The organism is Cellulosimicrobium sp. E-16, from assembly GCF_049913115.1.
Lineage (GTDB): Bacteria > Actinomycetota > Actinomycetes > Actinomycetales > Cellulomonadaceae > Cellulosimicrobium.
The window spans coordinates 1,211,909-1,231,166 of record NZ_CP183974.1; the positions used below are offsets into that span (position 1 = coordinate 1,211,909).

Annotated in this window: 16 protein-coding genes and 3 tRNA genes; 12 read left to right on the forward strand and 7 right to left on the reverse strand. The window is 74.2% G+C overall.

What is annotated here, in order from left to right; translation table 11 throughout:
* Positions 1 to 8: 8 nt before the first annotated feature.
* The 5 genes from ACN9MS_RS05240 (at position 9) to htpX (ending at position 8,273) form a co-directional block, all read left to right on the forward strand.
* A complete protein-coding gene (locus tag ACN9MS_RS05240; RefSeq protein ID WP_426311036.1) occupies positions 9 to 4,493 on the forward strand; it encodes an FtsK/SpoIIIE domain-containing protein in 4,485 nt (1,494 codons plus the stop codon).
* A 135-nt stretch (positions 4,494 to 4,628) separates the two neighbouring features.
* Positions 4,629 to 4,901 carry a WXG100 family type VII secretion target gene (locus ACN9MS_RS05245; protein ID WP_021482523.1) on the forward strand — a complete coding sequence of 91 codons (273 nt, stop codon included), beginning with the start codon at positions 4,629 to 4,631 and terminating at the stop codon, positions 4,899 to 4,901.
* Positions 4,902 to 5,087: 186 nt separating this feature from the next.
* Complete coding sequence (locus ACN9MS_RS05250) at positions 5,088 to 5,561, forward strand: LpqN/LpqT family lipoprotein (protein ID WP_378234544.1); 474 nt, start codon at positions 5,088 to 5,090, stop codon at positions 5,559 to 5,561.
* A gap of 217 nt (positions 5,562 to 5,778) precedes the next feature.
* Positions 5,779 to 7,191, forward strand: a complete 1,413-nt coding sequence (locus ACN9MS_RS05255) for an FAD-dependent oxidoreductase (protein WP_426311037.1) — start codon at positions 5,779 to 5,781, stop codon at positions 7,189 to 7,191.
* Between the two features lie 197 nt (positions 7,192 to 7,388).
* Complete coding sequence (htpX, locus tag ACN9MS_RS05260) at positions 7,389 to 8,273, forward strand: zinc metalloprotease HtpX (protein ID WP_426311038.1); 885 nt, start codon at positions 7,389 to 7,391, stop codon at positions 8,271 to 8,273.
* A 46-nt stretch (positions 8,274 to 8,319) separates the two neighbouring features.
* On the opposite strand, the gene ACN9MS_RS05265 is transcribed toward htpX, so the two are convergent.
* Genes ACN9MS_RS05265 through rarD form a run of 4 tightly spaced genes read right to left on the reverse strand, consistent with a single transcriptional unit; the run spans position 8,320 to position 12,782 of the window.
* The gene (locus ACN9MS_RS05265) at positions 8,320 to 10,182 is read right to left on the reverse strand and encodes a hypothetical protein (RefSeq protein ID WP_426311039.1); all 1,863 of its coding nucleotides are present in this window, start codon (positions 10,180 to 10,182) and stop codon (positions 8,320 to 8,322) included.
* Between the two features lie 36 nt (positions 10,183 to 10,218).
* Entirely contained in the window at positions 10,219 to 11,190 is a 972-nt protein-coding gene (locus ACN9MS_RS05270; RefSeq protein WP_426311832.1) for an HAD family hydrolase, read from the reverse strand.
* 14 nt (positions 11,191 to 11,204) lie between these two features.
* Positions 11,205 to 11,699: a YajQ family cyclic di-GMP-binding protein gene (locus ACN9MS_RS05275; protein WP_141388453.1), complete on the reverse strand. Its 495-nt coding sequence runs from the start codon at positions 11,697 to 11,699 to the stop codon at positions 11,205 to 11,207.
* A gap of 57 nt (positions 11,700 to 11,756) precedes the next feature.
* Complete coding sequence (rarD, locus tag ACN9MS_RS05280; RefSeq protein WP_426311040.1) at positions 11,757 to 12,782, reverse strand: EamA family transporter RarD; 1,026 nt, start codon at positions 12,780 to 12,782, stop codon at positions 11,757 to 11,759.
* A gap of 142 nt (positions 12,783 to 12,924) precedes the next feature.
* Here rarD and ACN9MS_RS05285 point away from each other — a divergent pair.
* The 6 genes from ACN9MS_RS05285 (at position 12,925) to ACN9MS_RS05310 (ending at position 14,603) form a co-directional block, all read left to right on the forward strand.
* Positions 12,925 to 13,006, forward strand: a tRNA-Tyr gene (locus ACN9MS_RS05285).
* A 207-nt stretch (positions 13,007 to 13,213) separates the two neighbouring features.
* A tRNA-Thr gene (locus tag ACN9MS_RS05290) sits at positions 13,214 to 13,286 on the forward strand.
* 62 nt (positions 13,287 to 13,348) lie between these two features.
* A tRNA-Met gene (locus tag ACN9MS_RS05295) sits at positions 13,349 to 13,425 on the forward strand.
* Positions 13,426 to 13,511: 86 nt separating this feature from the next.
* Complete coding sequence (rpmG, locus tag ACN9MS_RS05300; protein ID WP_021482899.1) at positions 13,512 to 13,682, forward strand: 50S ribosomal protein L33; 171 nt, start codon at positions 13,512 to 13,514, stop codon at positions 13,680 to 13,682.
* 28 nt (positions 13,683 to 13,710) lie between these two features.
* A complete protein-coding gene (locus tag ACN9MS_RS05305; protein WP_389279029.1) occupies positions 13,711 to 14,172 on the forward strand; it encodes an FAS1-like dehydratase domain-containing protein in 462 nt (153 codons plus the stop codon).
* Positions 14,169 to 14,603 (forward strand): MaoC family dehydratase, encoded by a 435-nt coding sequence (locus ACN9MS_RS05310; RefSeq protein ID WP_426311041.1) that lies wholly within the window; start codon positions 14,169 to 14,171, stop codon positions 14,601 to 14,603. The genes ACN9MS_RS05305 and ACN9MS_RS05310 overlap by 4 nt, the downstream gene beginning before the upstream one ends.
* Positions 14,604 to 14,701: 98 nt before the next feature.
* Here the strand turns inward: ACN9MS_RS05310 and ACN9MS_RS05315 are convergent, their stop codons facing one another.
* Entirely contained in the window at positions 14,702 to 15,691 is a 990-nt protein-coding gene (locus ACN9MS_RS05315; protein ID WP_426311042.1) for a hypothetical protein, read from the reverse strand.
* Entirely contained in the window at positions 15,688 to 16,320 is a 633-nt protein-coding gene (locus tag ACN9MS_RS05320) for a SigE family RNA polymerase sigma factor (protein WP_426311043.1), read from the reverse strand. Before ACN9MS_RS05320 ends, ACN9MS_RS05315 begins: the two co-directional genes overlap by 4 nt.
* Before the next feature lie 159 nt (positions 16,321 to 16,479).
* Here ACN9MS_RS05320 and ACN9MS_RS05325 point away from each other — a divergent pair, with 159 nt between their 5' ends.
* Positions 16,480 to 18,015 carry a Tat pathway signal sequence domain protein gene (locus ACN9MS_RS05325; RefSeq protein ID WP_426311044.1) on the forward strand — a complete coding sequence of 512 codons (1,536 nt, stop codon included), beginning with the start codon at positions 16,480 to 16,482 and terminating at the stop codon, positions 18,013 to 18,015.
* Between the two features lie 20 nt (positions 18,016 to 18,035).
* On the opposite strand, the gene ACN9MS_RS05330 is transcribed toward ACN9MS_RS05325, so the two are convergent.
* Entirely contained in the window at positions 18,036 to 19,175 is a 1,140-nt protein-coding gene (locus ACN9MS_RS05330; RefSeq protein ID WP_426311045.1) for a LacI family DNA-binding transcriptional regulator, read from the reverse strand.
* Between the last annotated feature and the right edge of the window lie 83 nt (positions 19,176 to 19,258).

Sequence of the window (19,258 nt, forward strand, 5' to 3'; positions counted from 1 at the left end):
GAACCTTCGTGCGAATCAAGCTCACGCTGCACCGCCCCGACGCCAGCACGACCAACGTCGCCGTCACGGCCGACGCGACGGCCACCGTGCGCGACGTCGCCGAGGCGCTGTTCGCGGGCGACCCCACCCGGTCGGGCACGGCCGTCCCGGATCGGCTCACGCTGCAGGTCGGCACCGCGCCGTCGGGGTCGGGGCAGGGACGCGTGCTGTCGCCGACGAGCGACCTCACGGAGGCCGGGCTGCGGTCGGGGTCGACGGTCTCGATCGTGCGCGTCTCCGAGCAGTTCGACGCTCCCGGGCAGGACCGCGGCGCGGCCGTCGCCGTCCTGCGCGTGCTCGAGGGGCCGGACGCGGGCCGCGAGTTCCCGCTGCCCGTCGGGACGAGCTACCTGGGTCGCGACCGCAACATGGACATCCGGCTGAGCGACCCGCAGACCTCCAAGCGGCACGCCCGCCTCACGGTCGGCGAGACGATCGAGATCACCGACACGAACTCGGCGAACGGTCTCGTCATGGGCGGCCAGCGCATGGTGCGCTCCACGCTCACGTCGTCGGACACGGTGACGATCGGCAGCACGGTCGTGTCCGTCGTCGCGCTGCACCGCACGACGAGCCTCGCGCCGACGAGCCCGGTCGTGGAGTTCAACCGCTCCCCGCGCGTCGTCGCCCGCTTCCCCGAGCGCAAGCTCAAGGCGCCCAAGCCGCCGCAGCCCCCGGAGCCGCAGCGTTTCCCGTACCTCGCGATGGTCGCGCCGCTGCTCATGGGCGTGATCCTCTACTCGGTGACGAGGAACGTCCTGTCGATCGTCTTCGTCGGCCTGAGCCCGATCCTCATGCTCGGCAACTACCTCGACCAGAAGGTCCAGGCCAAGCGCAAGCTCAAGGCGCAGCGCGAGCAGTTCGAGGCGGGGGTCGTCGCGATGCGCGAGACGATCGACCGCACGCACGCCGTCGAGCGCGCGGTGCGCCTCTCGGAGGCCCCGTCCGTCGGCGACACGGTCGACGCGGTCCGGCGGCTCGGCGGGCTGATGTGGACGCACCGCCCGGAGCACGACGCGTTCCTCTCGGTCCGGATCGGGCTCGGCGCCGCGCCCTCGCGCACCCAGCTCGACCAGCCGGGCGAGAACAACACGCTGCCGGAGTACTGGAACGAGCTGGAGAAGCTGCACGCCCAGTGCACGACGATCTCCGGCGTCCCGGTCGTCGCGCGCCTGCGCACGGACGGCGCGCTCGGCGTCGCCGGGGCGGGAGCCGCGGTCGACGCCGTCGCGCGCGGGATCCTCGTCCAGCTCGCCGGCCTGCACTCGCCGTCGGAGCTCGTGCTCGCCGCCATGACGTCGCAGCGCTCGCGCGCCGACTGGGAGTGGCTCGAGTGGCTGCCGCACACCGGCTCGCCCCACAGCCCGCTGGGCGGCGACCACCTGGCCGACAACCCGGGCGCCGCGCAGGCGCTCCTGTCGCAGCTCGAGGACCTCGTCGAGGCGCGCGGGGCCGACCTCGACACCCACGCCGAGCTGCGCGGGCCGATCGACCCCGAGGAGGGCGAGGACACGCCCAAGCCGGTGCTGCCGACGGTCGTCGTGCTCGTCGAGGACGACGCGCCGGTGGACCGCTCGCGCCTCACGCGGCTCGTGGAGCGCGGCGCGGACGCGGGCGTGCACGTCGTGTGGGTCGCGCCGTCTGTCGAGCAGCTTCCGGCCGCGTGCCGCACGTTCGTCCTCGTGGAGACCGTCGACACCGCGGGCGCAGGAGCCCCCGGAGCCACCGCGGGCGCCACGAGCGGCGAGGTCCGGGTGGGCCGGCTGTCGTTCCCGGTGGCGTGCGAGACGGTGGACCTCGCGACCGCCCACGAGGTGGCGCGCATCCTGGCACCCGTGGTCGACGTCGGCGCGCCCGTCGACGACGACTCCGACCTGCCGCGCTCGGTCTCCTACCTCACGCTCGCCGGCACCGCGCTGGCCGAGGACCCGGGCCGCCTCATCGACGCGTGGCGCGAGAACGGCTCCCTGACGCCGCGGGACGGCTCGCCGCCCGTCCGTCGCAAGGCGCCGACGAACCTGCGCGGGCTCGTCGGGCACTCGGGCACCGAGCCGCTCTACCTCGACCTGCGCACGCAGGGCCCGCACGCGCTGGTGGGCGGGACGACCGGTGCCGGCAAGTCGGAGTTCCTCCAGTCGTGGGTGCTCGGCATGGCTGCCGCCCACAGCCCGGACCGCGTGACGTTCCTCTTCGTCGACTACAAGGGCGGCGCCGCATTCGCCGACTGCGTCAACCTGCCGCACACCGTCGGACTCGTCACGGACCTGTCGCCCCACCTCGTGCGTCGCGCGCTCACGTCGCTGCGCGCCGAGCTGCGCTACCGCGAGCACCTGCTCAACAGGAAGAAGGCCAAGGACCTGGCCTCGCTGGAGCGGACCGGGGACCCCGACGCGCCGCCGAGCCTGCTCATCGTGGTCGACGAGTTCGCGGCCCTGGTCAACGAGGTCCCGGAGTTCGTCGACGGCGTCGTGGACGTCGCCCAGCGCGGTCGCTCGCTCGGCCTGCACCTCATCCTCGCGACGCAGCGCCCTGCGGGCGTCATCAAGGACAACCTGCGTGCGAACACGAACCTGCGCGTCGCGCTGCGCATGGCGGACGAGGACGACTCGACCGACATCCTCGGCATCCCGATGGCCGCGCACTTCGACCCCTCGATCCCGGGCCGTGGCGCGGTGAAGACCGGTCCCGGTCGCATCACGCCGTTCCAGACCGGCTACGCGGGCGGCTGGACGACGGCTCAGCCCGAGCGGTCGCGCATCGACATCCAGGAGATGGCGTTCGGCTCCGACATCCGCTGGGAGCTGCCGGAGCCCGAGGTCGAGGAGGTCACGGACCCGGGCCCCAACGACATCGCGCGCGTGGTCACGACGATCTCGCGGGCGGCGACGGAGGCCGCGGTGCCGGTGCCCCGCAAGCCGTGGCTGGCCGAGCTCGCCCCGACGTACGACCTCGCCCGCCTGCCCAACCCCCGCACGGACACGATGCTGCTGCTCGGCGTGGAGGACGACCCGACGACCCAGGCGCAGCCCACCGTCTTCTACGAGCCCGACCGCGACGGCAACATGGCGATCTACGGCACCGGTGGCTCGGGCAAGAGCGCGACCCTGCGCACCATCGCGGTCTCGGCGGCCATCACGGCGCGCGGCGGCCCCGTCCAGGTCTACGCGATCGACAGCGGCGCGAGCGGCCTGCGCATGCTCGAGGACCTGCCGCACGTCGGCGCGGTCATCTCGGGCGACGACGAGGAGCGCGTCCAGCGCGTGCTGCGCACGCTGCGCGACCTCGTCGACGAGCGCTCCGCCCGCTACGCCGCAGTCCGGGCCGGCAGCCTCGACGAGTACCGGCGCCTCGCGAACGCGCCCGCCGAGCCGCGCATCCTGCTGCTGGTCGACGGCATCGGCGCGTTCCGCGAGTCCTACGAGTTCCGGCCCGCGCACGCGTTCCCCGTGTGGGGCGCGTTCACCGCGATCGCGACGGACGGACGCCAGGTCGGCGTGCACGTCGTCGTCGCGGGCGACCGCGCGGCGTCGGTCCCGACGTCGCTGGGGTCGACGATCCAGAAGCGGCTCGTGCTGCGCCTCGCGAGCGAGGACGACTACCTGACGCTCGGCGTCCCCAAGGACGTGCTGTCGCTCACGTCCCCGCCCGGACGCGGCGTGCTCGACGAGAACGAGGTCCAGATCGCGGTGCTGGGCGGCGACCCGAACGTCGCGCTCCAGGCGCGCGAGCTGGGCAAGCTGCGCGACGCGATGACGCGCCTCGGCATCCAGCAGGCGCCGGGCGTCGAGCGGCTCCCGGACAGCTTCGCGCTGGACGCGCTGCCCGAGGTCACGGGCGGTCGGCCGACGATCGGTCTCGACGACCTCGACATCGCCCCGGTCGCGCTGCCGGCCCGGGGGACGTTCATGCTCTCGGGCCCGCCCGGGGGTGGTCGGACGACGGCGCTGGTCACCATCGCCCAGGCCGTGCGCCGGGCGCGCGCAGGCCGGGTCGTGTACCTCTCGCCGCGCCGCACGAGCATCTCGGCGCTCGACGCCTGGGACACGGCGGCGACGTCGCCCGAGGAGGTGGTGACGCTCCTCGAGTCGCTCACGCAGGCGCTCGACGGGGGCTCGCTGCGCCCGGGGACGCTCACGGTGCTCGTCGAGTCGGTGACGGAGTTCACGGGGACGCCGGCGGAGCAGCCGCTCGTGGCGTTCGTGCGGGCCGCCACGCGTGCCGAGCAGCTCGTCGTGGGCGAGGCCGAGTCGTCGACCTGGGGGCAGGCGTGGGCGATCGCGCAGCCGTTCAAGGCCGGTCGCAGCGGCCTGCTCCTCACCCCCGGCGACCTCGACGGCGACACCTTGCTCGGGACCGGTCTCGGCCGGATCCGCCGCGCGGACTTCCCGCCGGGACGCGGCTTCCTCGTGGTCTCCGGGAGGGCGCGCAAGCTGCACGTCGCGCTCCCGCGGTAGCGACGTGACGCCCGCGGGGACCTCATGGGGACACCTCCCCATCGACGGGGCTCGCGGGCCGATGGTTGAGTAGGGCCATCGACAACGGGACGACGTCCACGCAGGGTGGGGGTCGAGACACAGAAGGAGAACACCATGGCTGGTGGCATGTGGGGCGCGAACGTCGAGGAGCTGCGTGGGCTCGGTCAGACGCTGCAGCAGAAGGCGGACGAGATCCGCACGACCATGCAGAACCTGAACTCGCAGATCCAGAGCGTGCCGTGGGAGGGCCCCGACGCCCAGCAGTTCAAGGGCAGCGACTGGCCGGCCGCGCAGACGCAGCTCAACAACGTCGCGCAGACGCTGACGGACGCGGGCCAGAAGGCCACGCAGAACGCGCAGCAGCAGGAGCAGGCTTCGAACAGCTGATCCGCTGAGCTCCACCGAGGGCGCGGGACCCGGGACGGGTCCCGCGCCCTCGGTGTGCCCGGGGTCGGACGCGGGCGTGGCCCGCAGACTGCCCGTCCGGGCGGTCGGGGATCCGCCGGTCTGCGAGACTGCTGGCGCGCCCCGCACCGCCGGAGCGCGACGAGAGCGACCGAGAGGACCTGACGCATGGCCGAGCTGCGCTACCCGAGCGACGACTTCCCCGCGCCGGTGGGGGTGCGGCTCGACGCGCCCGACGGCTGGGTCCCGCTGCCCCACGTCGCCCTGCCGCTCGCGGTCGGGCGCGAGGTGGAGGAGGGGGAGTTCAACCCGAACGTCATCGTCGTGGTCTCGCGCATCCGGGCCGAGCAGACGCTGGACGACGCGCACGCCGAGGTGCTGCGCAAGCTCAAGCCGCTGCCGAGGCTGCGTCAGCTCGACGGCGGCGACGTGGACGTGGACGGCCTGCCGGGGCGGTGGGTCGAGGCGTCCTTCAAGGGCGGCGGGGGAGCGGTGCTGGTGCAGTCGGTGCGGACGGTCGTCGTCCCGCGCGGGCCGGTGGCCGACCTCGTCCAGACGACGGGGACGTGCACGGTCCTCCAGCACCCGTGGGCCGCGGCGGAGATCCGCGCGGTCCAGGAGAGCCTGCGCGTCGACCGCTGACCCGGCGTTACATTCGCCCGGATCACAAGACGAGGTATCCACCAGGCGAGACCGGTGAGACCCTGGTCATGGAGGAGAGGGCCCGAGTGAGGCAACCCTCACCCCAGTCGTACAATCGAGAGGTCTCCTGCGGCCGGTACCCGAACCGGTCGACGCGGAACGGCCCGTCGGCCGCGCGGGAGAGACCCCCGTCCTCGACCGGAAGGCGCCCTGTCCTGTGAGCAGCATCCGTCCACTGCGCGTCGCGATCGTCGGCGCTGGTCCCGCCGGGATCTACGCCGCGGACATCCTGTCCAAGACCGACCTCGACGTGAGCATCGACCTGTTCGAGCGCCTGCCCGCGCCGTTCGGCCTCGTGCGCTACGGCGTCGCGCCGGACCACCCGCGCATCAAGCAGATCATCGTGGCGCTCCACAAGGTGCTGAGCCGCGGCGACATCCGCCTGCTCGCGAACGTGGACTACGGCGTCGACCTCAAGCTGGACGACCTGCGCCAGTACTACGACGCCGTGATCTTCTCGACCGGCTCGATCCGCGACGCGGCGCTGCCGGTCGAGGGCATCGACCTGCCGGGCTCGTACGGCGCGGCCGACTTCGTGTCCTGGTACGACGGCCACCCCGACGTCCCGCGCACGTGGCCGCTCGAGGCGCAGCAGGTCGCGGTCCTCGGCGCGGGCAACGTCGCGCTCGACGTGGCGCGCGTGCTCGCCAAGCACGCGGACGACCTGCTGCCGACCGAGGTGCCGCAGAACGTCTACGAGATCCTCAAGTCCTCGCCGGTGACGGACGTGCACGTCTTCGCCCGCCGCGGGCCCGCGCAGGCCAAGTTCTCGCCGCTCGAGCTGCGCGAGCTCGGGCACGTCCCCGACGTCGACGTGATCGTCTACCCGGAGGACTTCGAGTTCGACGAGGGCTCGATGGCGGCCATCAGCTCCTCGAACCAGACGAAGCAGGTCGTCAAGACCCTCACGGACTGGACGCTCAAGGACCCGAGCGAGAACACGGCGTCGCGCCGCCTGCACCTCCACTTCCTGCACGCCCCGGCTGCGGTCCTCGGCGACGGCAAGGTCGAGGCGCTGCGGACCGAGCGCACCCAGCTCAACGGCGACGGCACCGTCTCCGGCACGGGCGAGTTCCACGAGTGGCCCGTGCAGGCCGTGTACCGCGCGGTCGGCTACTTCGGGTCGCCGCTGCCCGAGATCCCGTTCGACGAGCTCAAGGGCGTCATCCCGAACCGCGAGGGCCGGGTCATCGACATCGACGGCGAGCACATCACCGGCGTGTACGCGACCGGCTGGATCAAGCGCGGCCCGGTCGGCCTCATCGGGCACACCAAGTCGGACGCGTCCGAGACGATCCGCCACCTGGTGGAGGACGTCACGGGAGCCGGCGACGGCGGCGACGTGGCGGCGGCGGACCTCGCCGCCGGGCGCGTCGCGCCGCTCGGCGACCCCGAGGCCGTCGTGGACTTCCTCCGCGAGCGCGGGGTCGACCACATCGAGTGGTCCGGGTGGGAGCTGCTCGACGCGTACGAGCGTTCGCTGGGCGAGCCGCACGGCCGCGAGCGCATCAAGGTCGTGCCGCGCGAGGACATGATCCGCGTGGCGCGCGGCGAGTCGCAGGTCGGCTGACCCGAGCGCTGCTCCCGAGCACGTGAGCACCTGAGCACGGACGACGGCGCCCCACCCTCCCCGGGTGGGGCGCCGTCGTCGTCCTCGGGAACGGGACGGTCGCCTCGGGCGTTCATCAGGTGGGCGTCGACGGGGTCGGCGCCCGTCGGGCGCCCGGTGGACCACGCGGGTGCCCGCGGCGCGGAAGGGAGCACAGCGTGGGGCGTCAGCACTTCAACGGTCTCAAGACGGCCGGCCTGTTCGGCGTCATGTGGGCCATCGTCCTGGGCCTCTGGGCGCTGTTCGGCGCCCGGGCGAACCTGCTGTGGCTGTTCGTCGGGCTCGGGCTCGTGACGACGTTCTACGGGTACTGGAACTCGGACAAGATCGCGATCCGCGCGATGCACGCGCGCCCCGTGAGCGAGCTCGAGCAGCCCGCCATGTACCGGATCGTGCGCGAGCTCTCGACCGAGGCGCGCCAGCCGATGCCCCGCCTCTACGTCTCGCCGACGCAGGCGCCCAACGCGTTCGCGACGGGCCGCAACCCCAAGAACGCGGCCGTGTGCTGCACGGAGGGCATCCTGCGCCTCCTCGACGAGCGCGAGCTGCGCGGGGTGCTCGGGCACGAGCTCATGCACGTGTACAACCGCGACATCCTCACGTCGTCGGTCGCGGGAGCGCTGGCCGGCGTGATCACGTCGCTCGCGCAGTTCCTGCTGATCTTCGGCGGCGACCGCGACCGCGGCGGCAACCCGCTCGCGGCGATCGCGATGGTCGTCCTCGCGCCCGTCGCGGCGATGCTCATCCAGCTCGCCATCTCCCGCACGCGCGAGTACGACGCCGACGAGGACGGCGCCAAGCTCACCGGCGACCCGCTCGCGCTCGCGTCCGCGCTGCGCAAGCTCGACGCCGGCACGCAGCGGGCCCCGCTCCCGCAGAACCGCGACCTCGTGGACGTCTCGCACCTCATGATCGCGAACCCGTTCCGCGGTGCGGGCGTCGCCAAGATGTTCGCGACCCACCCCCCGATGGCGGAGCGCATCAAGCGGCTCGAGACGATGGCCGGTCACGGCCCGGGCTACGGCGGCATCACCTACCGCTGACCGGCAGCGGCGCCGGAGCCCGCGCCGCTGCCGCGGCGCGCCCGGGTCAGGCGCCGAGGACGACACCGGCCACGAAGGCCAGCGCTCCGAGGGCCGCGACGACGGCGTCGCGGCTCGGTCGGCGCCGGGACTCGGTGCTCGCCGGAGTCGAGACCGCGCGCGCGGACAGGACGGTGTCCCGTGCGACGAGCGGGTCGTCCACGCCGCGCAGGAACCCGCCGAGCGGACAGTCGCTGATCACCAACGCCTCCTCGGCGTCCAGCATCGACGGCGCGAGACGCACGACGAGCGCACCCTGGCGGGCGCGCACGCTCGTCACGCGCGACCAGGGCACGAACGTGTCCCGCAGCGGGCCGTGGACGACGAGCGCGTCCGTCGTCGTGGACAACGCGGGGCGCGCAGCAGACGACCACGTGTGCAGCGCCCCGGCGAGAGTCACCGACCCGGTGAGCGCGACGAACCACGAGACCTCGGGTGCGACCCACAGCGCGAAGGCCAGCACCGCGGGGAGCGTGGCCGTCGGACCGGCCGCCCCCGTGGAGCGCGCGAGCCCTGCCCACCGGCCGGGCCGCGAGCCCTGCCCCCGGCGCGCGTCTCGCGTCGCATCCCGGTCGTCCGCACCGTCGTCGGTGCTCCGCACGCGGTCCGAGGGCGGCAGGTGCCGACGAGCCCGGGGCGGGGCGGCCACGTCCGTGTCCGTGACGTACCAGCGGTCGTCGGGTCCGCGGACGGCGACGGGCCAGCCGTCCGCGCGGAGCCCGACGACGAGCAGCCGGGTGCCCTGCCAGGTCGGCGGGGACCCCTCCCACGAGGGCTCGTCGCCGGACTCGTCGCCCGTGCCCTCGTCGGCGCGCGCACGGGTGACGAGCTCGTCGTCGGACAGCTCGCTCACGTCCCGGTCCAGGGGGTCGTCGTCGTGCCAGGCCTCCTCCGGCGGCTCCGACAGCAGCAGGAGGTCCCGCGCGACGGCGATCGGTGCGGCGTGCGCCGAGGGCAGGATCAGCGCGCCGTGCTCGTGCCACGTCGCGTACGCCGTCGTCGCGGGGCCGCCGTGGAGCAGCAGCCGGCGCACGCGCCGACGCCGGACTGCCTCGTGCGCCAGGAGCGCGGTGCCCGTCAGCGCCCCGGCGCCGGCGGGGACGAGGAGGAGGGACGGGTCGGCGACGTCGTCGACGAGCTCGGCCCGGCCGCTGCCGTCGTACCGGACGCCGACGACGTCGCCGACCTCGACGGACGCGAGCTCGAGCGGGACGTCGAACCGTAGGCCGTCGACCTCGACGACCGCGTCCAGGCCGTCCTGCTCGACGACGGTCCCGGGCGCCTCGAGCGCCCCGCTGCGGAACGCGCGCGCCGCGGCGAGGTCCCGCGCGAACCACGCGCCGCACACGACGGCGGCGACGAGGCAGGCGACCGCCGCCGCCGTCCGGACCCCGCGCCACCGCGCGGCGTAGGCGCGCGCCTCCGGGAGCCCGTCCGGCACCACGGGCGCCGTGGAACCTCCCCACGTAGCGGACGCCTCCCGCTGCCGGGCGCGGGCCCGCGACTGCGAGAGCGCGAGGAGCGCCAGGACCGCGGCGCCGCCCAGCGCCGTGGCCGCGGCGGGCAGCGGGGTACCGACGGCCGCGACGGCCGTCACCACGGCGCCGGCCCACACACCGACGCGCGGGCAGACCCACACGAGGAGGAGCGCGCCGACCGCGACACCCGCCAGCAGGCCGGTCGACCAGTACTCCGGGTCCGCCGCCTCTTCGGCCGAGAGCACGTCCGGGTCGGCGGACAGGACGATGCTCAGTGCGACGTAGGCCGTCCACGTCGCGACGAGCACCACGGTGCTCGTCGCGGAGAGGACGCGCCGCGAGGGACGGCGACCCCACGCGGTCAGGTCCGCCTCGGCCAGGGGAGGGTGCACGTCGGGAGTGTAGGGGCTGGAGCGCGGTGGCCGCGCTCAGCGGGGCGTCGACGCCCTCCCGGGTGCGTGGCGCAGGGACTCGACGGCGTCGAGCAGCACCCGGGCGACGCCGTCGTCGTCGTTCGAGGCCGTGCGGTCGGTCGCCGCCGCGAGCACGTCGGGGTGCGCGTTCGCGACCGCGAACGAGCGGCCTGCCCACCGCAGCATCGGCAGGTCGTTGGGCATGTCCCCGAACGCCCAGACGTCGCGCGCGTCGACGCCGAGCCGGGCGCACCAGCGCGCGAGCGCGGCGTCCTTCGTGACGGCCGGCGCGAGCAGCTCGGCGAGGCCCGCCGCGCCGGAGTAGGCGAGGTGCGCCCGGTCGCCGACCGCTCCGCGCACGCGGGCGAAGAACGACTCCTGTGCCGTCGTCTGCCCGTCCGCGACGACGACGGGCTGCGTCGCGGGAGCGTCGTCGACCGGCGCCCCGGGGTCCCGCGCGAGGATCTTGCCGACGGGCGGCCTGCGGCCGGTCCCACGAGGGGCGCCGGGCACGGCGAGCGTCGACTCGACCACGGCGACGACGTCCGCGTCGTCGTCCGGGGTGGAGCGGAAGCCCGGGTCGAACGTCGGCCCGTCGACGCGCTCGAGCGCGAGCGCGACGCCCGGCACCGCGGCACGCAGGTCGGCGACCAGCGCCGAGGCCTGGTCCGCGGTGAAGCCGCACACGTCGAGCGCGCTCGCGGTGGCCAGGTCCCACACGGCCGCGCCGCCGAGGCAGATGACGTGCCCGTGCCCGCCCACGACGTCCGCGAGCTGGTCGAGCCAGCGCGGCGGCCGCGCGGTGACGAACACCACCTCGACGCCGGCGTCCTCGGCGGCGAGCAGCGCGGCGCGCGTGCGCTCCGAGACGGTCCCGTCGGACCGCAGGAGCGTGCCGTCGAGGTCGGTCGCGACGACGCGCGGGAGATCGCTCGACGACGCGGCAGGACGACCCGGCGCGGCCGGGCGCGGGCCGCCGTCGGGCAGAGGCACGGTGAGCGCTACCGGTAGTTCGTGAACTGCAGCGCGACGTCGAGGTCGGCGGCCTTGAGCAGAGCGATGACGGTCTGCAGGTCGTCGCGCGACTTGCTCGTCACCCGGACCTCGTCGCCCGTGATCTGCGTCTTGACGGCCTTGGGCGCCTCGTCACGGATGATCTTGGTGATCTTCTTCGCGTTCTCGCTCGACAGGCCCTCCTTGAGGGTCGCCGCGAGCCGGTACTCCTTGCCCGACGCCTTGGGCTCCTTGTCGCCCGTGTCGAGGGACTTGAGCGAGATGCCGCGCTTGACGAGCTTGGTCTCGAGGACGTCGAGGATGGCGAGCACGCGCTCGGCCGAGTTCGCGACCATGAGGATGCTCTCGCCGCTCCAGGCGATCGAGGCGCCGACGTTGCGGAAGTCGTAGCGCTGCGCGACCTCCTTGGCGGCCTGGTTGAGCGCGTTGTCGACCTCCTGACGGTCGACCTTGCTGACGATGTCGAACGAGGAGTCGGCCATGGGTAGGTCCTCTCTGGGCCGGGAACGGGTGCTGGGTCCCACCGTAGTCGAGCGGGCTCAGGGACGGCTCGCGAGGCGCGTCGCGCGGGCCGCGCGCAGCCCGTCGACCGAGAGCACGACGAGCGCGAGCCAGACGAGCCCGAAGCCGGCCCAGCGGGTGGGGGACATGGGCTCGTGGAAGACGAGGAGGCCGAAGAGGAACTGGAGCGCGGGGCCGAGGTACTGGAGGAGGCCCACGACGCTCAGGGGGAGGCGCCGCGCGGCGGCGCTGAACAGGAGCAGGGGCAGGGCCGTCACGATCCCGGCGGACGCCAGCAGGAGCGCGTGGCCGACGCCCTCGGCGCCGAACGTGCCCACCCCCGTGGCGGAGAGCCACACCAGGTACACGAGGGCGAGCGGCGTGAGCACGGCAGTCTCCACGGCGAGCCCGGGGAGCGCCTCGACCGTGCGCCCGACGCGGTTCTTCACGAGGCCGTACAGGCCGAACGACGCCGCGAGCACGAGCGCGATCCACGGCAGGCCGCCCGAGCCCGTGCTGATGACGACGACGGCGGCGGCGCCGATCCCGACGGCCGCCCACTGCGCGGGGCGCAGCCGCTCGCGCAGCACCGCGACGGCAAGCAGGACGGTGACGAGGGGGTTGATGAAGTACCCGAGCGCGGCGTCCAGCACGTGACCGCTGAGGACGCCGTACACGTACACGGTCCAGTTGGTGACGATGAGGACGGCCGCGACGGCGAGGACGACGAGGGTGCGCGGGGTGCGCAGCGCGGTGACGAACCCGCCGAGCTGGCGCGTCGCGGCGAGGAGCACGAGGCAGAAGAGCAGGCTCCACACGACCCGGTGCGCGATGATCTCGAGCGGTGCCGCAGGCTCCAGGAGCGGGAAGTAGAGGGGCATCGCGCCCCACAGGAAGAACGCTCCCGCGCCGAGCAGGAGCCCCCAGCGGTCCGTCGGGGCGGGCGCGCCGCGCGGGCTGCCCGACGGCGCGGGCGGGGCGGGCGAGGACGGTGCGCCGGTGGGCGCGGGGCCGGGGTTCCCGGTGCCGGGGAGGTAGTCCGGCGCGGGGGAGGGGTGGGTCACCGGACCACTGTACGGACGGACGCGCGGACGGTCGTCGGGACCCGGATTTCGCACCTGGTCCGACGGGGCTGTATCGTTGGCTCGCCCGCACGGCGGGGGCTGCACCACGTGCAGTCCGTTCCGGCGAGCGACAACTCCACACGGCAGGTTGCCCGAGCGGCCAAAGGGATCTGACTGTAAATCAGACGGCTCAGCCTTCGGGGGTTCGAATCCCTCACCTGCCACCGGAGCGACGGGGCGTCACCTGCGGGTGGCGCCCCGTCGTCGTTCGCCCCGGGGCCTGCCGCCGTCACCACGTCTCCCGGCGCACCGCGCGACCCCGTGCGGTCGGGCGGTGCACGAGCCGGGGTGGGCGGTACCGAAGGGCCCAGGAACGGCGGAACGGCGCCGATTTCGTTCGACGCCGTGTTCCGTGTAAAGTTTTCCGCGCTGCCCCGATAGCTCAGTCGGCAGAGCGTCTCCATGGTAAGGAGAAGGTCAAGGGTTCGATTCCCTTTCGGGGCTCTGTGGTGACGCGGGGTCGTCTTGCTGGAATACTGGCGAGACGACCTCGCGTTCAGTCACGCGGCGGGGTAGCTCAGATGGTTAGAGCGCACGACTCATAATCGTGAGGTCGCGGGTTCGATCCCCGCCTCCGCTACCACTTTCGACAACCTCGTACGGCGGCCGGCGTCGTGCGACCTGCACAGCACATGCGCCCTCCGGAGGCGCGAGAGGTGGCTCACAACCGTGGCAAGCAAGAGCGCTGACGTTCGCCCCAAGATCACGCTGGCCTGCGTGGACTGCAAGGAGCGCAACTACATCACGAAGAAGAACCGTCGCAACGACCCGGACCGCCTGGAGCTCGCGAAGTTCTGCCCGCGCTGCGGCAAGCACACCGCGCACCGCGAGACCCGCTGAGCCTCCGGCTCCGCGCCCGCGCACCGCAGTGAGCGTCAACCTGGCCTACGTCGGCCGCGAGTACCCCGCCAACGCGCCGTACTCGGTGGGACGCGAGAAGCTGCGGGAGTTCTCCGGCGCCGTCGGCGCCACCCACCCCGTGCACCACGACCTCGTGGCGGCGCGGGGTGCGGGCTATCCGGACCTCGTCGCACCTCCGACCTTCGCGGTCGTCGTCGCCCAGCGGGCGGAGGGGCAGCTCATCGAGGACCCCGAGGCGGGCATCGACTTCTCGCGCGTCGTCCACGCGGACGAGCGCTTCACGCACCACCGGCCGATCGTCGCGGGCGACGAGCTCGTGACCGTGCTGCACGTGGACTCGATCGTCGAGCGGGCCGGCCTCGCGATGGTCACCACGCGCTGCGAGATCGCCGCGGTCCTGCCCGACGGCGGCACCGAGCCGGTCTCGACCGTCACCTCCACCCTCGCCGTCCGCGGGGAGGGCGCATGAGCACCGACGTCGTCCGCCCCGTCCTCACCGACCTCTCGGTCGGTGACGTGATCGGCACGCGCACGGTCGAGGTCGACCGCGCGCGCCTCGTCCGCTACGCCGGCGCGAGCGGCGACTTCAACCCGATCCACTGGAACGACGCCTTCGCGGCCGAGGTCGGCCTGCCGGGCGTCATCGCGCACGGCATGTTCACCATGGGCGCCGCGGTCGCGCTGGTCGAGGACTGGGCCGGCGACCCGGGCGCCGTCGTCGACTACCAGACGCGCTTCACGCGCCCCGTGCCCGTGCCGAACCCCGGCGTCGCCACGCTCGAGGTCACCGGGACCGTCGGGGTGGTCGACGCCGAGGCCGGCACGGTCCGTGTCGACCTCACGGTCACGTTCGAGGGCGCGCGCGTGCTCGGCAAGACCCAGGCGGTCGTCCGCCTCTGAACCGCGGTCGCACTGGGCGACCGCACGCTCCTGACGCCACGAGGGCGCCGCGCCCGGCCGGGTGCGGCGCCCTCGTCGTCGTGGGGGTCCTGTCCGCGTCAGCACGTCTCCCAGGCGACGCACCCGCTGTCCCCGAGCGACGGCTCGACCGGCGTGCCCTCGGCCGGGCCTTCCTCGAGGTAGGTGGTCCGGCCCGAGACGGACATGATCGCGCCCTCGAGCTGGCCCTGTGCCTCCATCTCGTCGAGGACGCCGGGGTCGAGCTCGCTCGACGACTCGAGGACGCGGTGGTCCACAGGGTCGTAGACGAGACGGTCCGTCTGACCCTGGAGGGACCTCTGGACGCCCTCGCCCGCACGGCCCAGGGAGTCTGTGACCTCTCCGAGGGGCGTGCTCGTCGGCAGTCCCGTCATGACGCTCCAGAGGGCGTCGCGCAGTGCGGGCGGTGCCGGGCTCCCGACGAGCAAGGACTGAGCCATGTCGAAGATCTTGTCGTCGTCCGACCCGGCGCCGCGGTCCGGTTCGACGCTCGCCCGCAGGAGCTGCTCGAGCTGCGCGGGCTCCGTCGGGAGCGCGTAGAGCCCCTCCCACCCGACGGCGACGCGCTCGCCGTCGATCAGGAGGTCGCCCCAGTCTCGGGGCCCGAACGAGAAGCCGTCCTCGGGCGAGCCGTCGACCGTGACGACGCCGGGTCGGTCGTTGCCGTACCAGGTGTCGCGGACCTCGTGCGACGCGGCTCCCGTGGAGTCCGTTCCGGCCGACTCCGACCGTACGTGCCAGTACGGGGCGTCGGGCCAGCCGCCGTCGATCGTCGGTGCGTCCGCGTCGGGGACGTACGGCGTGACGGTCGCGGGCAGCAGCGGCTCGGTGCGCAGCAGGCCGTGCTCGCGTGCCGCCCAGGTACCGGCGCCCGTCACGACGGCGAGGGCGCACACGCCCGCGACGACGGCACGACGACGTCGCCGGACCCGGCGCGCTGCCGGGACGACCCGGGTGATGTCGACGTCGATGCGGGGTTCGACGGCATCGACCCGCTCGCGCAGGGAGCGTGCGAACGCGTCGTCCGTCGGTGTCAGGGCGCCGCTCATCGCTGCCTCCTTGCGTCGGTGCTCCGGGTGGTGGGGTGCGGGGTGGGGGAGTCCGGGGCCGCGTCCGCGGCGCCGAGGACCGAGCGGAGCTGGGCGAGCCCGCGCGACGCCGTGGACTTGACGGTGCCGACGGAGACGCCGAGGTCGTCGGCGACCTCCCTCTCGCTCAGCCCGACGAGGTGGCGCAGCACGACGACCCGGCGCTGGCGTGCCGTGAGCGTCGCGAGCGCGCGGACGAGGACGTCCCGTTCGGCGTGCTGGTCGGCCCGGGGGTCGCTCGCGGTCTCGGGGAGGTCGGGCGGGGCGACCAGCACCTCGCGTCGTCGGCGGCGCCACGTGTCGACCCGCAGGTTGGCCAGGGTGCGGCGGGCGTAGGCGTACGGGTCGCGCTCGCGCGCCGTGCGCCAGTGCAGGTACGTGCGGGTGAGGGCCTGCTGGACGAGCTCGTCGGCCAGGTGCTCGTCGCCGCACAGCAGCCACGCGGTGCGCGCGAGGCGGGGAGCGGCGCTCGCCATGAAGTCGCTGAACTCCTGCTCGTGCGACGTGACCACCCGCACCACGGGGAGGACGGCGTCGGGTGGTGGGCTCTCGTCGGGTTCGTCGTCGGCCGAGAGGGCGATCGCGTTCACGGTCATGACTGTCACACGCACGACGGCACCGGAAGGTTGAGTCGCGTGCGGGGCCGGCTCGCACGATTCGACATCGTTCGCCACGGCCCGCCCCCTTTCGTCATGGGAACGCTCCCACTAGCGTGGGTCGCGCCCCTCACGACGTCGAAGGAGACGCTCATGACCCAGCACGGTGGCCTACCCGCACCCCACGACCCGCGCGACCACAGCCCCGCGCCCGTGCCCCCGCGAGGGCTCGACCGCCGCACGGTCCTCGCGCTCGGCGGGGCGCTCGCCCTCGCCGGGCTCACGGCGACCCCGGCGGCAGCGCGACCGGGCACGACCCTGCCCGCGGCGACGGGCGCCGTCGGGCAGAGGACCGGGGGCCCGGCGCGGGGCCGCGCGGCGTCGGTCCAGCGCGCCCACGGCTTCCTCGCCGCGGCGACCGACGCCTACCCCGGCGTCAACCCCGGCCCGCGGCTCGCCCAGTCGTACGCCGACCAGCTCGGCCTGTTCTCCACGGCGTTCGTCTACGACAACGCCCTCGCGATCCTCGCGACGCTCACCGCCGGCCGGCGTTACCTCGACCGCGCGCGGGCGCTCGGCGACGGGCTCGTGTTCGCCCTCGAGAACGACCCCGCCCACGACGACGGCCGCCTGCGCCAGGCGTACAACGTCGGTCCGTACACCTTCTACGACGGCACGCCGCAGGAGCACGGGCTCGTGCTGCCGGACGGCACGGCGAACGTCGGGTGGCAGTTCGGCTTCCTCGGGACGGCGGTGGGCGACATGGCCTGGCCGGGCATCGCGCTGCTGCACCTGCACGCGGTGACGCGCGAGCGGCGCTACCTGGACGCCGCGCGGCGGATCGGCGAGTGGATCGTCGCGAACACGTGGTCGCAGGCGCCCCTCGGCGGGTTCTCGTTCGGCGTGGACGGCGCGAACGCCCCGATCCCCAACGGCTCGACCGAGCACAACGTCGACTGCGTCGCGTTCTTCCGCCAGCTCGGGTCCGTGACGCGCGACCGGCGCTGGAGCCGTGCCGCCGCGCACGCGCGCGCGTTCGTCGACCGCATGTGGGAGCCCGACGGCGGCTACCTCTACACCGGCACGAACGACGGCACCGAGATCAACCGGGACCCGCTCCCGCTCGACCCGCAGACGTGGGGGTGGCTCGCGCTGCGCGAGCGGCGCTACGCCCGCGCGCTCGACTGGGCGGACGACGCGCTGGCCGCGCGCGACGTCGCGGGCGAGGGCGTGTCGCAGCTCCCGGTCGGGACCGTCGTGGAGGGCGTGACGTTCTCGAGCGCGAGCCTGACGTCCACGGCGTCGTACAACGGCCTGCCGGTGCACCAGCAGGGGGTGTGGCTCGAGGGGACGGCGCAGCTCGCGTCGGCGCTCGCGGACCGCGGTGCACGTGGTCGGGGGAGCCGCGACGACCGACGTCGGGGTCGCCGCGGCTGCGAGCGGGACGACGACCGGGTCCGCGCCGAGGGCCTGCTCCGGGAGATACAGGGCGCGCAGGAGGGCGTCGGGGCCGGCCAGACGATCGGCGGCGTCGCGCTGCCGGATCGCGGTGGCGTCGTCGCCGCGTCGAGCCTGCTCGACTCGGGATTCGGGTTCGGGTACTTCCAGGTGCAGCACGTCGGGGCGACGTCCTGGTACCTCATGGCGGCCGCGCGGGCGAACCCGCTCCAGCCGGGCCGGCTCGGCTGACCCCGTCCGAGCGGCCGGTGTCAGGTGGTGGGGGCGGGGCCCGTCGTCGTCCCCACCACCAGCTCGACGTCGAGCTCGACCGTCGTCGGGGCGTCGCCCGCGAGCTGCCGGATCACGGCGAGACCCAGCTCGGAGCCCTTGCGGGCGAGCGGCTGGTGGACGCTCGTGAGGACGTCCGGGGCGAGCCACGGCAGGTCCAGCCCGTCGAACCCAGCGACCGAGACGTCGTCGGGCACGCGCAGGCCGAGCTCGCGCGCGGCGAGCAGCGCGCCCGCGGCGAGCAGGTCGGAGTGGGCGATCACCGCCGTGGGCCGGGTCGACGGGTCGGTGGCGACGATCGTCCCGTCCGCGGCGGTGCTGCCCAGCAGGGCGAGCGTGGCGGAGCGGCCGTGCTCGACGAGCGACGCCTCGGTCTCCCAGCTCGCGACGGGTTCGACGACGTCGCGCACGCCCGCGAGCCGGTTGGCCGTCGGCGTGCGGTCCACCTGGGCGAGCCGCACCGCGTCGATCGGCCCGCTGCGGTCGGAGCTGTCGAGGGGGAGCGAGACCTCCGCGACGCGCGTGTGGCCGAGGTCGACGAGGTGGCGCACGACGTCGGCCGTCCCGACCCGGTCGCGGATCGCGACCAGCGGGGTGCCCTCGACCGCGCGTCCCTCCCCGATGACCACCGGCACGCCGCGGCGCTGGAGCGCGGCCAGCGTCGCGTCGTCGGACCCGACGCCCCACACGAGGACGGCGACGTCCATGGCCGCGCTCTCGACGAGCGGGTCGACGGCGCGGGCCGGGTCGTCGGACGGGATGCCGGGGATGAGGAGGACGCCCAGGCCGTTCTCGCCGAGCGTCGAGACGAGACCGTCGAGCACCTGCACGGCGACGGGGTCCCGGAACGCGCGGCGGAGCTGGTCGCCGACGACGACGCCGACGACGCCCGACCGGCCCGACCGGAGCTGGCGGCCGAGCGGGTTGGGGCCGGTGTACCCGAGCTCCTTCGCGGCGTCGAGCACGCGCGCGCGAGTCTCCGGGGTGATCGGCCCCGCGCCGGAGAAGGCGAGCGACGCCGTCGAGACGGAGACGCCGGCCCGCTCGGCGACCTTCGCGAGCGTGGGGCGGTGGGCCGACGGCCCGGCCGCAGGCTCCCGGTTCCCGGGGGTGTCGCTCATCACGCTCCCTGCCTCCCGCGCGCGCGGGATTCTCGATTGACGCGCGGCCAGCGTACCCGCACACTGGTGACCATGCCTCGAAT